The sequence below is a fragment of the Chryseobacterium sp. MEBOG07 genome, from assembly GCF_021869745.1.
In the GTDB taxonomy this organism is placed as follows: domain Bacteria; phylum Bacteroidota; class Bacteroidia; order Flavobacteriales; family Weeksellaceae; genus Chryseobacterium; species Chryseobacterium viscerum.
Genome location: NZ_CP084579.1, coordinates 4,251,987 through 4,266,179, shown reverse-complemented (window position 1 = coordinate 4,266,179; position 14,193 = coordinate 4,251,987). Strand labels below are relative to the sequence as shown.

Sequence of the window (14,193 nt, the reverse complement as noted above, 5' to 3'; positions counted from 1 at the left end):
ATTAATCTTTTCTTTCGTTCATCTCAACTATCCCAGAATTCTGTAGTTCCTGAAAAAGCACTTTTATATTAGCTATACTTTGTGCTCTGGTTCTTCCAAATCTGTCTAACCGTTGTTTACTAAACGTAAATACAACTCTCTCTTTGGCTCGTGATAGTGCAACAAAAAATGCACATTTATCTTCATCTTCTTGCTGCTGAAACGTCCAAAAAGCCCCATCTTCTAATCCAATAAAAATTACAGTGTGGTATTCGAGTCCCTTGCTTTTATGTATGGTCATTACAGGTATTGTATCCTTTCCTACTAACATATCTAATGCTAAAACCATATCATTTACTGTGTTATAGTTTTTAATAAATTCATTTTGTAGATCTGCTATTATTTGGTCCAGAAGGTTATTGTTTTTATATGAAGAAAACGACGCTGTTATACGCTCTTTATTTGCGAAGTTTATAATCTCTTCAAATATTTTTTTTATTTGATCCTCATTAATAGCATTAGTACTGTATTCAGTTTTCATTTTCGTTAAAAATTGCGTAAATGAGGCTTCTAATTTCAACAATTGGTGATCCTCTAATTCGGTATGAAGATGGCTTAAAAAGTTAAAAGCTGTTTGTCTGGCATCAACATATTTTTTTTGGAAAATAATATACAAAACACTAATTACATAAATTGAAACTTCTTGGACCAACATATCCTGCAATTTATTTTCATCTCTTGCTTTAATCCCGTTCTGGTTAAAATACTTAATTAGTTCTCCGGCATACTGTCCCAGTTGTTGCTTCACTAATATGCAGATATCTCTAGGATTTATCTTATCCTTTACAATCCATGCTTGCACCTCCTGAAAAAGTATCTGCATTTCTGATGTCGGATTTTCAAATATCCAAACAGCACATTCACCTTGATCTGGTTGCCATTTTGGTGAAGGTATGGCAATGTCTGTTTTTCTTAATAAATGTTCCGTGAGATGATTTAATAATTTTACTAATCTTGGAGCACAACGAAAGTTCATACTAAGTGGTATACGAGCCGCTGCTGTATCAGCTAGAAAATCTTCAAAAATAGATTCTTGAGCACCTGCCCAAACCATGATGCGCTGTTTATCATCACCTACCGCAGTAAAAATACTATCGCTGCCTAAAAAGCAACTTTTAAAAAAATTGTATTGAATCTCTGTAGTATCCTGGAATTCATCTAAAAAAACAAAATGATAGGTTTCTTGTAAGTATTCTTTAATTTTTGGGTTAGTGTTAACTATATATTCAGCTAATCGCATGATCATCTTAAATGACAACTTTGACTGTTGAATCATTTTGCTCCATACTTTATTTCTTACGCTATCTCCAATATCATTAATAGAATGTGGTAATTTAGCATGATGATGTTTAAGAATGATCTCTGTGTTTACACTATTTACATAATTGATATCCTCGAATTGATAAAATTCTAAAATAAATCTATCATCTAGCAAAACATCGTATTCAGATTTAATTTTGTAATCACTTGGAAGAGCTCGATTAAATCTGTCAAATAATTGCTTTGCAAATGAATCGAAAGTTAGAGATTCAAAACGTTTTGCCAATTCCTCTCCGCAACGGATTGTTACTCTTTCTTTTAAATTATAAGCAGCATCTCTTTTAAAACTTATTGCCAGTATTTTATGCGGAAATTTGCAGGTGTTAGTCTGCAATAAAAAGCATGCTTTTTGAGCTAATAATTCTGTTTTTCCAGCGCCTGGTCCTGCCACAACAAGATTATTTTCAATTTTTGTTGCCACATCAAACGCATTTTTTTCTAATACCATACTATCTGTAGGTATCCAGATATCAGTTTTAATTGGCTTCATCCTCTTCATTGGATTTTAAAAGAGAAGTTATTTTACCAAAAATTTCTGTGAATACAGGAGGTAAGTTATCTCTTATATCTTCATTACTCATTGAGGATAGTACCTGAATATGAGTTGTTGGTTTTCCTCTACCTAAAAAATGATAATTATACCAAATCATTAATCTTTTCTCATCTTCAGAATAGGTATCAGCAGTTGCTTTCTCTGATTTTAGAGTAGCTTGTATAGCTACCTCTATCTTTTTATTAAAATCATCTGATTCTTTTGTTTCATCGGGGATCTGGGGACCACCGTTTTTTGGAACCACTCGTTTGTAAAATTCTGGATAATGGCTAAGCATTAAGAAGTCTAAATCAAGAGGATTAGAATAATAAATATTGTATTTTTTCAATAAATTCACCCAACTGTTTAATGACTTAATAGTTTCCTCATTGGATGAATCCCAAGTGTGCATTTTATTAAATTTTTCATCAGTAAGTATTCCTGTCGTGGTTATTAGTAGATCTTCCTTCTTAACTCCTATCTTAATCAATTGTTTAAGGGCATATTTAATTCTTCCCCAACCGCCCCCATCTCTTTCTAAATCTAAGTCGAGAAGTGTTACATAGGGTATATGTAAAGTTTCTAATAATCTCCAGATATGATTTACAAAACGATGGCCGAGGGGAGCAAATGTGATGATGTTATCGTCAAAATCAACTTCCATGATCTCCATCAGGCGATTGAAGATTACCTCTTCGCTATCACCTTCGCCAATAACAGCGAGTTTTGCAAAATATAATTCTGGATAGTTGTGTACGGCCTCCTTTACATATTTATAGGCATCATCCGTTTTTTCTGGAAGCAGTATTTTATTGACCTCTGTTTCATATTGATCATTGATTCTAAAATGAAGGATACTTTCAGGGCTCAATCTCTTAACAATTGCTGGCGTGTGTGAAGAAAGAAAGACTTGTGAATTGTCTTTACCTGCAATGGTTTTTAGTATCTTTATTACCCTACCTAATAATTGTGGTGCAATATGATTTTCAGGTTCTTCTATTGCCAGTATCGTTAGCAGAGGTCGATTTATACCGATATTATCTTTGTCTTCTTCCTCGGCCAATTTTTCTTCAATATCCAACAAGGCACAGACTAAGGTTAAATAGAATAAAGAACGATAACCTTCTCCCAATTCATCAATCTTATATGTTTTATGTGTCCCTGTGGGACTAAAGGATATTTCTAATTTTTTAAGGATAGAATCGAAATCACTTCCTCCAAAGGCAAGAATAGCATCTTTATAGCGATCATCCTTATGGAATTGTTTCCAAAATTCTGTAATAGAAGTTTGAACGGTATTGAATTCTGGTAAACCTTTAAATTTGTCATTTATCTCTTCTACTTTTTCATCAAATGTCATTTTAAAGGCATCATCCCACTTTATCTTTTTTAATACCCTAAATAATATACTACCAGAGGTATACTTTAATTGTTCTGCTGGTCTCCTTATAGCTGGAACATACAGGATTTGTATCAAACTTTTGAAATGGTTTGGAAATATTGGTTTGCTTTCATCCCCCTCATTTTCACCTTCTGCGACCTTTATGAAATATATTTTACTGTCAATTTCGCCCTCAGGCTCTAGATCTGATTTTTTCCAAGTTGCTTCCAAACGTAAGCGTATGTAGGGGTTCTTCCCTTCATCATCTACGACCATATTGCTAAAGAAATGAGGAACAGCTTCTTTTTCTGCATCAGAAAAATCTATTCTAACCTCAATAGAAAGTTCACTTTCCTTAATTTCATCTGGATTTTCATCTTTTCTGACATGGAAGTCCTTACGAAAGATCTCTCTGTCTGCTAAAGATTGTCCAAACAACTTTCTCAACGCTTCAAGTGATGTCGTTTTACCGGCGCTGTTAAGCCCAATGAAACCAACTAATTTCTCATTGATGGGTATAATTATTTCTTTTGGTCCAAATGACCTAAATCCTTTAATTTTTAGAGCGCTTATGTTCATAATTAATTTTATTTTCTATTTGCCAACTCAACCTTAATCTTCTATTTCGCTTTTTCTTCAAGTCATTTCCAATAATATATCAATAATGCTGTTAGAAATGATTGGTAGATGACTTTTACTTCATTGTTGAGAGTGTTATTAGTTCTAAGCAATTTAAGAATTAAATAAAAACAAAAAAAGAAGCTTAATTTATCTTTCAACTATAAATTCCTAATCAATATATTTGTATAATAGTGACTGACACTATATTATATTTTCACAAAAATAAATTAATCAAATGTAAGGGATTTACGGGAACCCGTAGTTCACCTTTTTGTTTGAATTATATAAATACATTTAATAAAGAAGGTGTTTTTCCGTTTAATATTAAGCACTTAAATGCTTTCCTAAATGCTGACTGCATATTTATATATTAGGGTGAGTACCGATGAGCAGGCTGCAAAGGTTATTCTCAACGTAGCCAGGCTGATCGGCTAACTAGTTATTGCAAACTGAATCATATCACTATTGCAGAGACTATTTTTGAAGACTATTCTGCCAAAACATTCAACCGTCCTCAATGGAATAAATTATATAACAAATTCAAGTTATTAAAAAATTAGTTTCCTATTATTCTTTTCATCCATTGGGACTTGTGAAAGTGTAGTTCTTAATAGCTTTGAGCAACATCATTTCCTAACGAAAAGCAGCGAATGATTTACGTGGTATGTTCGAGACCAAAACAGCTCTTAGCAATTAGTGTTCCTTGCCAAAAAACTGAAAATGAATTAAGGACTAAATTTGGAAATGAAATTGAGATTGTAACTCTATAATCACCTTTTAAATGTTTGAAAATGTACTAGAAATGCTAAAGACAGATTCATATGAAAACAGCTTATTTATACGTTCGTGTAAGTACAGACGAACAAATAAGAAAGGGGTATTCATTACCTGAGCAGGAGGATCGCTTATTGAAATACTGTAAATTTAATAATATAGAAGTCAAAGGTATTTATCGCGAAGACTTTTCAGCTAAGAATTTCAATCGGCCCGAATGGAAAAAACTACTTTCAATAATTAAACACAAATCACCACGGGAAGACAAGAATATACTATTTATTAAATGGGATAGATTTAGCCGGAATATTGAATACGCCTATGAAATGATAGGTATGCTTCGAAAATGTAGAACCACGGCAATGGCTATCGATCAACCTGTAGATTTTTCCGTGCCTGAAAGCATAGTCATGCTTGCAGTTTACCTATCAGTCCCCGAGGCGGAAAACAGTAGGAGGGCCCAGAATACAGCCAACGGTATTCGTCGGGCGAAACTGATGGGTAGGTATCCCAATAAGGCCCCTTTGGGATTTATCAATCTGACACTGGTGGATGGCAAAAAAATTATTGCTCCTAAGGAACCAGAAGCAGGCATTATAAAATGGATCTTCCATCAGCTTTCCAAGAATATTCACAGGGTAGAAGAAATCCGAAAAATGGCCAATGATAAAGGATTGATATGTTCACGATCACATTTTTTCAGACTTATGCGCAATCCTATTTACTGTGGCCTTATAACGATAAAGTTTAATTCTGAAGAAGAACAAATGGTAAAGGGAACACACGAGCCATTGATCCCGGAAGTCTTGTTTTACGAAGTTCAGCGCATCATTACAACAAAGAGGAAAATCACTGCTAAAAGAGACGATCTGAAAGCCATGTTTTTCCTAAGGGGATTTTTGGTATGTCCTCTTTGCGGTCACAAACTTAGTGGAAGTTTTTCTCAAGGCGCGAGAAAAAAATATCCCTATTATCACTGTCATGGAGGATGCAAGACAAGAATAAATGCGATTGTTCTCAATGATAGTTACCAAAGAAAACTTCAACAATTGACACTCTCAAATAAGGCAATTGACCTATTCAGTTGTATTTTAGAAGATCGGAGTGTAAAAACACAAAAAACAGGGTATTTGTACGAACGGAATTTGGTGGAGAGAAAGTTAAAAGAAGAGGAATTGATTCTTTCCCGAGCCAGAAAGTTATTTGTGGCAGAAATACTGAAACTTGATGATTACAGTGAATTAAAAAGGGAGAACCAAATTAATTCCAAATGTTTAAAAAAGGAATTACTTCATATCACTGTTAAATTAAGAGACATTGAAAAACAAAATCAGTTAGAAGACAGATCGTTTGTGGACATTTTTCAGGGATTCTCAGATTTGGATATGGCAGATAAAAAACATCTTGTGAATCTAATCCCGCCTGCTAATGTTGACTACCAGTCAGGAAACCTCTCTTTGGGTTTAAACGATGCGTTATCAAAGATATTATCAAAAAAGAATAACCGAAAAAGTAACAAAAATGAATTTCATTGATAAAAAGGTTTCCGTTGAACGGGCGATTGCTATATTAGCAAAAAATGGTATTCAGGTGGATGATGCAGAAGTGACAGTTATATTAGACTTCCTATATCTCATGTCAAAGAATTACAATAAACCTAAAGATAAGGCATCGAAACCTTAAGGAGAGATCGAACTTCTGAAAAAGGCCATTAAATATACACTGAAATACTTTTTTAGGCAGTTTAATACAACAGCCTGAAGATTCTATTTTCAAAAATCCAACTATAAAAATCCAGATAGTAAGAGTTTGGGTCACAGATTTTTAATGGCATAAAAAAAGGAGACAACCATTAAATAGTGTCTCCTTAAGTGACATAACAGGATTATCCTCGAACACTTTTATAGCAGATTTAATGCAATTAAGTTTGTTAACTGTTTGATTTGTAATGTGATGGGTTTTTATAGGTGAACCCCTTTTCATTGTTTGTATCTGTTAAATTTTCAGAGGTACTTATTAGTCAGTTAAAATATCAAAATCCATCATTCGAAAATTCGTTTTTTCATAGGATGGATTTTCCGCTTTAACTATTGCTTATAGAATAAATATTTTAAGCAAATCCTTAAAGCATAACCATAAGATTACCATTCCCACTTTGAGTGAAGTGAGAATGGTAAAATTTATGAGATTTAATGAGGTCTTTTTTTTAGAGATTATTTCATCTTGGCTTAATGGCCCTCCACCAATAAATATAGCCTCAATAATGGAATCTTACTGTCGGATGCCATCATGGTTGTTCTTCATTGAAGAATGGAATACTTAAACTGGTATATTGACGTCTATTGCCTTAAAAAACAGGTAACAAATTCAGTTATATAAATAATCTGTAATCATAGCTTCGACCTTCAAATCTTGAAAGTAATTTGCCAATTTTTGCAATTTGATTAGAAGAATCAATGGTTGATGGGAGCTTCGAATAGAGATCAAGTGAGTTCCAGTTCATTTTTGTTAAGCCTAAAATTTCGGAAGCGATGACATCTATGTTGGATTCCCCGTGATGTTTTGTTATTTTAATTGGAGCTGGAATACTTCTGCCACCCAAGTAGAATTTATAGTTTGGCTGTTTTACGGATGGCACTATACCGTGTGTCCAGAGTAGTGCGGTTCGCTTGTTGGTTACTATGCAGGTTCCCCTAGAGATTGGGAATTTGTCAACTTGCAATTTATTATCAAAAACATTCATTGCGACAAATTTTGCATCAATATCATAATTGATTTCAATCAGATCAATTTTCTTTATACCAGCCTGATTTAAACTAGCCTTAATACCATTTATTTCATCCTCAGTAAACTTAGTCCTTTTATGGATAACAACTCTTTCTGGTAGCGAATCCAATGACTGGTAAAATAACTCCCTAATCGAGACTCCGAATTGAAAAGCATCTTTATACGACAAATAAGGATTGTTCTGTTTGTCCAAAAAATAATTATCTATTTTTGAAAGTCTGTATTTTAATCCTTGACCGTTTGAATCATAAATGTGGCTACATCCAATAACAATCTCTGATTTATTTTTAATTTTTGAAATACTGTAGCCGATTCCTGCGTAAGCGGTTTTTCGTTCTTGATTGTTTAGTATCCAAGGAGTCCGTAAAGATTTAACATAAAAAGATAACGAAAGCCACCAGTATATCTGACACTTAAGCTTGTCATCCAAGGTATCTTCTCTGATCAGTTGTGTTGATATGCCTTTTGAGGCGGCAAATGCTTTTATATAGTCGTGAAGATCAAAAGTTTCTATTTCATTAACATACGTTTCAAAGGGCTGCCATTCAAATGGAATAAAAATTACAATAGTACTGGCACTTTGAATCGCGGAGATCTTCTCGATTTTATCGGTTATCGCTCTTGCAAGCCTTATGGCATTTTCATGTGTCTCTTTGGAGTTGTCAGCTACAAAATTAATATCCATCCATGAAGCATCATCATTGGGAGCAGGTATGTTTATAGGAAGATTAAAAGCTGATAAAAAACCAGGATAGTCAATTAGATAGTCGGTATTAATATTCTCAGTGGAATGTTTTGAATTGAGTTGGGTCAGGAATGCAAATAGTCTTTCCGCGTATTTTTGTGAACAAATGATTGAAAGATTAATTTCATTGGAATGTATTATTCCATTAAGATTCACATCGTAAGGACGGTTATTAATTAAACCGCGCATAGGATGGTAATCTTTAAAATCGTTATTAGTCGCAATATTTTTAAATATGAGTTGTGGCTCCAAAAACTGAATTCCTCGAAATTGTGTTTGCTTATTATCGTAATTTTGAGGAATGTATGATCGATATTTATTATCTATCACATCAATTTCTCCAAATGCTGTATTAGAACTGATCTGAAACTCAAATCCTGTCCCCGATAATGGAGGGTACTCAAATTTTACTTTTTTATGGTTAAATAAGATCCCATTCCACAGTTCTAATTCTTCATTATATTTATTGTTATACAATTTCTCAAGCAAATTTTTACTAATACTCTGTTTTTGACTTTTTTCTATTTCACGATCTGAATCCAAATATACAGTAGGTGCAAAAGCTATATATCCGAAGTGGGAATTTTTGTCGAAATAAAGAGAAATAAAGATTGCCTTGTGAACAGTGATATCTCCGACTTTGCTGAGAATATTCTTTAACCATATTTTGTCTTTATAATTGGAATTTACTTCTTTTGTAGAACAGAAATACTTTGAAATAGCTGTAAGCATTAGATTTTTAAAAGCTGTAACATTTTCTATGTCAAAGCGGGAAACAGCCTCCCTCTTTACTTCCGATTTTAGATATGGCTTAAAAATTGAGTTTATCTCACTCAATGTTCCTAATGCATAGACATTTCCTTTGAATGGTACAGCAGAAATATTTGTTTGAGCAGTTAGAGTTTTCAGGAAGCTCCAAGGCTTTTCATTACCATACTCAATTTGAAATTGAAATACTTCTTTAGGAAATACAATGGGATGAAGGTTACTTTTAATATATTTGTCAGCTTTCTTGAATTCAAGCTTGAAATCTGTATTGAATGTTTCAGTTTGATTGGTGCTTTCAAGGATTTTTTGAATTTTTTCAGAAAACTCTGAGCTATCTTCAAATATCGCCTTTGATAAGTGAATCAGCATTTTATCAAATCCGTCAGTTGAAATATAATAAGCTTCTCTACCTGAAGCCCTAATATGTTTAAGTAAGTCTTCTACTTCGCTATTTATTTTTTCACCATATCCGCACCAGTAAAGACGACCGGAACCTTTTTTTGAATAAGCAGCTTTTAAGGCATCCATTAGCGATTTGTCTCGGCCACTGTAACCGGCTACAATAAAGTTTTTGTCAACATGGTAATTCCCTAAATGTTCCTGAAATATTTCATGCTGATTATCAAGCTCTGTATCTGTATTTTTTAGTGTTGAATACTTATAATCTCCATGTAGGGCAATGCATAACAATTCTTTTGTACTTTGATTTCTAAATATTCGCTCCGCATTATCTAGGGTGATCTCAATAGGTGTAAGGTTATGTTGATGAGCGGCGCGAACTATAAGTCCGTCAAAGTTCGTTGTCCATACCGATTTTACAATTCCTTGTGAGGCCAAAAAACATAGTAGTTTGTATCCAATATAAGGCTCTTTATTTTCGATCAAACTGAAGAAATATTTTCTTCGATCATCCGCAATGGGGTGCGCTTTCTCTGCATAGAAAGTGTATTCCTCAGCAGCGTCAAGTATAGGATAACCACCATGATTGTCCAGCCACTTTTGAATACTCTTTCTTACTGTTTCGTTCTTGTGATTCTTGTAATATTCTGCAGCATTTATGTTTTTAGTAATGTAAATGTCTCTTTTCCATTCCCAAATGCAATCATAAGCAGATTGAATACCAGAACTAATTGAAGCTCCTGCTCCAAGTAGGAATGAATGGGGTACATCAACATTTCGTTTTACTGATCTTAAAAAGGCATCGTATTCTAAATATAAATTCTCTTCCATTAAATTTTATAGGTGTTGTATCGCTGAAGTATTCTAAAGGTTCTTTATAAAGACTAAATTTTAGTTCTAATAAATATACCAAAATTATTTTCTATGTCATAAGGTATATAGATGAATTATCAATCAGCGAATGATAATGATTTATTTTTTTTGTAAACTAATTTAAGCCTAAATACTTAAAGGCCTTTACGGTTTACCGTAATCTCAGTTTGAAAAGCTACCATGTGGAATGATGTTCTACTTTATTTTTTAGACGAGACAGGCACTAGTGAGAGTGTAGGTTTTAATAGTTTTGTCAGTTCAACATTATTTCCTGGGGTAGTAGGAGAGATTGACATTCTGTTTCGGACGGCTTTACTTCTTAACCATTCCTTTGGTTCCTCCTTTGGGATTTTTTATTTTTTCGATGTCATGTAATAACTGTGGGCTTAGTTGGCGGAGATCGTCTTTTGTAATTTGTTCAATTGGTTAATATCTTTAGCTGCATAAATTTATGCGCTTTCAGAAATTGTTATTCTAATCTGTCTCCTGCTGTCTTTCTTTGACGTTAAATGGCTCTGTAAACTGCTGTTTTCATTATGAAGTGCCTTACGTGTTCATTTCTTTGTATTTCGTCCCCAAACTCATCTTAATAATTCAATTTCTATCACTTATTTGGTATATTTTAAAGAAGTGATTTTTTCACAAAATGCGCCTCTATTATGTGTTTTTCTACATAAAATCTGGTATATTTAATAAATATTTCTCATCAATGAGAAATATATGATTAAAAGTATTAAGTTCAATGACCTAAATCAACCACAATGGGAATATTAATCATTCACTTAAAAACTTTTAATTATGGTACAAAGAATTTACAGAGATGCTCTGCAGAGTATTTCTAAACATGAGCAGAAAATCTGCTGTGAATCCACTCATATCATTGATGAATCTTATCGCATGACGATGTTTCTTCGTGAGCTTCTCGCGCGGATGAAGGAACATGTCTTAACTCATGGATTTACCAGTAAACATGAAGAGATCGAATTCTTCAGGACCATTAAGCCCCAGATTTTAGGGAAGCTTATTTACTATAATAAGCTGTATAGAATAGAGGCTTCCTGTCCGTTTTCGACTGGTAAGATGTACCAGAAGTATTATTCCGGTGAACTGCAGAGCCTAAAGCAGGAATATACTGAGCAAATCTGTAATTCAGATTTTTTCCGATATTATCGTTCTGGTCGGACCGATCTCGATCATGAGTACTTTGAACTTGGAAAGATTAATTTCAATGAAGGGCTTAATAGCTATGTGTTTGAAGTTGACCCGCATTTTTCTACTTATTATGATTATAAGGTCTCACGAATCATTGCTAATGAGCTTCTGTATTCTTATTTGTTGTCAAAGATCAGCGCTGATGGTGGGGAGGGGCAGCTAAGTGATAAGGACTTTTTTTGGACGGATTCCAAAAACGCACTGATCGAGCTTATTTATGCTCTTTGTGCATCAGAGAGTATATCGGGAGGTAAAATTGGTATTCGCAAGATGAGTATTGTATTTCAGGTACTTTTTAGGATACAGCTGGGAGATATTCACCATGCTTTTCACAGGATGAAGGACCGAACCGGAAGTAGGACCGCTTTCATCGATCAGCTTAAAACCTCCCTGGAGGAATATATGGATAAGGATTTATAGACAATTTTCCATCTGATTATCAATTCTGTCCTTACTTTTTTATACAGGCAGGTCTTTTGGGTTTTTATGATAAGACCTGCTTTTCTTTTTCCGCCCATATCCGCCAATTGGCAAAAATCGTCCCTTTTTAAATGAATAGCGCTCAAAAAAACGGAAGTGTCATACTTTAAGTACGTTATCAAATCCTATAAAATTAAAAAAATCTTTGTTTTCCATTGGTGGTGCTTGGCGGATATTTCCGTGCAAGGTGCAGAATTTTGCTGGACTATAAACTAATATCTGCACAATGAAAACTACTATTAAAGAGCAGGCCCCTTATCCCTTGAAAGATCTTGGAACCTATGGGCTTATCACCACATTATTTTGTAGCTCTATCACGAGAAAGAATCAGAAGACTAACAAACCTATTGATAACTAACCTATGGAAATCGACAAAATGGAATTTAATTTCTGGATGAAGCGTATCATGGAACGTTTCGATGTTTTGAATGATCTGCTTGTAGTGAATAGTAAACAGTTGAGCTCTATAGACGGAGAGCAGCTCCTGGATAATCAGGATGTATTGCAAAAGCTGAAAATAAGTCGTCGTTCCCTGCAGCGATACCGTTCTTCCGGTCAGCTGCCTTATTCCACCATTAGCGGGAAACTGTATTATAAGCTCTCTGACGTTAACATTTTTATACGGGAAAGTTTCTCTAACTCCCTTGAAAAGATTGGGCCAAAGAAAGACAAATAATGCCACTGAAGGACAATGATGACTATGCCCAGGATAGCTCTGTTACTTTTAACAGCAAATCGTAAAAGCATATATCATGAGTGAATTAGAAAATGCACAACAGCAAACTCCCGATCAGTTGTCTGATATTTTATTGGTTCTTAATAAGGAAACAATGAAACTCGAAGCTGTTAAAGGAATGGGAAAGAATGGTAACCTGGAAACAGTAGCACCGACCAAGGAAAATGAAAACCAGTTTATGAAAGTGGATAAACATGGGGATTTCTTCTCCAATTTCTTTTCCAATTTTTTTAGCCAGCTTAAAAACCCTACGAATTTTTCTTTCTTCAAGATTCCCGGAACCTCGGTGGCCGAGGTATCTGACGAAATCCAAAAAGCCATTGATAAACCCTCTCCTGAAGGGGATAAAACACTATCAAAATATGAAGTTAGCGTAGATAAACCCACAGAAAAGCAGGAGCAGAAAGAACAATCTCAAAACGAACCACAAAATCAAAATACAATGGAAAATACACAGACAACAACCCCTGTAACTGCTCCTGTCGAAACTCCCCAGACCAGTGAGTACCGCTTTAAAGCTGAAGATATTGATTGGGAAACGATGTCTAATCTTGGACTGAGCCAGGAGAAACTGGAAAAAATGAAAATTTTAGATCCCTTATTAAAGGGGTACAAAACCAATGAATTGGTACCAATCAGTTTAAACTTAGGAACAGCGATTACCCGACTGGATGCAAGGCTTTCTCTCCAACAAAACGAAGACGGGAAAGTCGTTATGGCGATCCATGGCATCCGCAAAGAACCAAACCTTCATTTTACCTTCTTTGGTCATGAGTTCACTAAGGAGGATAAGAATAACCTTCTTAAAACAGGAAATATGGGAAGGGTTGTTGATCTGACTCATGGCAAAACAGGTGAACAGATTCCTTCCATCATCAGCATTGACAGACTCACCAATGAGCTTATAGCACTGAGGGCAGATAAGATCAAAGTCCCGGACGAAATAAAAGGGGTACAGCTGGATGATGGCCAAAAGCAGACCTTAATGGAAGGTAAGTCTCTTCATTTGGAGGGAATGCTCTCCAAAAAAGGAGAAACTTTTAATGCTGATGTTCAGTTCAATGCCGACAAGCGGTATGTAGAATTTCTGTTTGACAGAAGCAATTCAAGTAAACAGTCGCAAAATGAGCAGCAAGGTGCAGTTCAGGAAGCTCCCAAAATCTTTAGAGGGAAAGAACTTGATGAGCAGCAGTATCAGAAACTCAAAGAAGGTCAAACAGTTTATGTTAGTGATCTGATCGATAAAAAAGGCGGAAAATACGAAGGTTATATCACATATAACAAGGAAACAGGCAAGACCGGTTTTGATTTCAAAAACCCAAATGCATTAAAAGATAAGATACAACCTACTGAGGCTCATAAGACGCAGGTCGCTGTTAATTCAGACGGAAAGACCAACGAATCAACTAAGAACAGCACGGAACCTTTGAAGTCGGGACAGACCAATCCTGATACGAAAAAGCAGCAAAAGGAGCAGGAAACCCCAAAACCACCTGCCAAGTCCAGAGGCAGAAAAAGATAATCGA

General features: G+C 34.7%; 9 protein-coding genes. 6 read left to right on the top strand and 3 right to left on the bottom strand.

Features of this window, described 5'->3' with window-relative positions; translation table 11 throughout:
- Position 1: 1 nt before the first annotated feature.
- Both LF886_RS19510 and LF886_RS19505 read right to left on the bottom strand, forming a co-directional pair.
- Positions 2-1,849: a UvrD-helicase domain-containing protein gene (locus LF886_RS19510; protein ID WP_236851230.1), complete on the bottom strand. Its 1,848-nt coding sequence runs from the start codon at positions 1,847-1,849 to the stop codon at positions 2-4.
- On the bottom strand, positions 1,836-3,851 hold the full coding sequence (locus LF886_RS19505) for an ATP-dependent nuclease (RefSeq protein WP_236851229.1): 2,016 nt from the start codon (positions 3,849-3,851) through the stop codon (positions 1,836-1,838). The genes LF886_RS19510 and LF886_RS19505 overlap by 14 nt, the downstream gene beginning before the upstream one ends.
- Positions 3,852-4,714: 863 nt before the next feature.
- On the opposite strand from LF886_RS19505, the gene LF886_RS19495 reads away from it, so the two are divergent.
- Both LF886_RS19495 and LF886_RS19490 read left to right on the top strand, forming a co-directional pair.
- Positions 4,715-6,202 (top strand): recombinase family protein, encoded by a 1,488-nt coding sequence (locus LF886_RS19495; protein WP_236851228.1) that lies wholly within the window; start codon positions 4,715-4,717, stop codon positions 6,200-6,202.
- Positions 6,189-6,350, top strand: a complete 162-nt coding sequence (locus tag LF886_RS19490) for a PTS sugar transporter subunit IIBC (protein ID WP_236851227.1) — start codon at positions 6,189-6,191, stop codon at positions 6,348-6,350. Before LF886_RS19495 ends, LF886_RS19490 begins: the two co-directional genes overlap by 14 nt.
- A gap of 688 nt (positions 6,351-7,038) precedes the next feature.
- Here the strand turns inward: LF886_RS19490 and LF886_RS19485 are convergent.
- Positions 7,039-10,197 (bottom strand): SIR2 family protein, encoded by a 3,159-nt coding sequence (locus tag LF886_RS19485; RefSeq protein ID WP_236851226.1) that lies wholly within the window; start codon positions 10,195-10,197, stop codon positions 7,039-7,041.
- 840 nt (positions 10,198-11,037) lie between these two features.
- Here LF886_RS19485 and LF886_RS19480 point away from each other — a divergent pair.
- The 4 genes from LF886_RS19480 to LF886_RS19470 all read left to right on the top strand — a co-directional run bounded on the left by LF886_RS19480 (position 11,038) and on the right by LF886_RS19470 (position 14,189).
- Complete coding sequence (locus LF886_RS19480) at positions 11,038-11,871, top strand: RteC domain-containing protein (protein WP_236851225.1); 834 nt, start codon at positions 11,038-11,040, stop codon at positions 11,869-11,871.
- 286 nt (positions 11,872-12,157) lie between these two features.
- Complete coding sequence (locus LF886_RS23960; RefSeq protein WP_262913031.1) at positions 12,158-12,289, top strand: hypothetical protein; 132 nt, start codon at positions 12,158-12,160, stop codon at positions 12,287-12,289.
- A 3-nt stretch (positions 12,290-12,292) separates the two neighbouring features.
- Entirely contained in the window at positions 12,293-12,607 is a 315-nt protein-coding gene (locus LF886_RS19475) for a helix-turn-helix domain-containing protein (protein ID WP_236851224.1), read from the top strand.
- A gap of 76 nt (positions 12,608-12,683) precedes the next feature.
- Positions 12,684-14,189, top strand: coding sequence for a DUF3945 domain-containing protein (locus tag LF886_RS19470; RefSeq protein WP_236851223.1), 1,506 nt, complete (start codon positions 12,684-12,686; stop codon positions 14,187-14,189).
- Positions 14,190-14,193: the final 4 nt, after the last annotated feature.

Coding starts and splice junctions, on each gene's coding strand:
- LF886_RS23960 (WP_262913031.1), top strand. CDS start 12,158: ATGAAAACTACTATTAAAGAGCAGGCCCCTTATCCCTTGAAAGATCTT.
- LF886_RS19495 (WP_236851228.1), top strand. CDS start 4,715: ATGAAAACAGCTTATTTATACGTTCGTGTAAGTACAGACGAACAAATA.
- LF886_RS19490 (WP_236851227.1), top strand. CDS start 6,189: ATGAATTTCATTGATAAAAAGGTTTCCGTTGAACGGGCGATTGCTATA.
- LF886_RS19485 (WP_236851226.1), bottom strand. CDS start 10,197: ATGGAAGAGAATTTATATTTAGAATACGATGCCTTTTTAAGATCAGTA.
- LF886_RS19480 (WP_236851225.1), top strand. CDS start 11,038: ATGGTACAAAGAATTTACAGAGATGCTCTGCAGAGTATTTCTAAACAT.
- LF886_RS19505 (WP_236851229.1), bottom strand. CDS start 3,851: ATGAACATAAGCGCTCTAAAAATTAAAGGATTTAGGTCATTTGGACCA.
- LF886_RS19510 (WP_236851230.1), bottom strand. CDS start 1,849: ATGAAGCCAATTAAAACTGATATCTGGATACCTACAGATAGTATGGTA.
- LF886_RS19470 (WP_236851223.1), top strand. CDS start 12,684: ATGAGTGAATTAGAAAATGCACAACAGCAAACTCCCGATCAGTTGTCT.
- LF886_RS19475 (WP_236851224.1), top strand. CDS start 12,293: ATGGAAATCGACAAAATGGAATTTAATTTCTGGATGAAGCGTATCATG.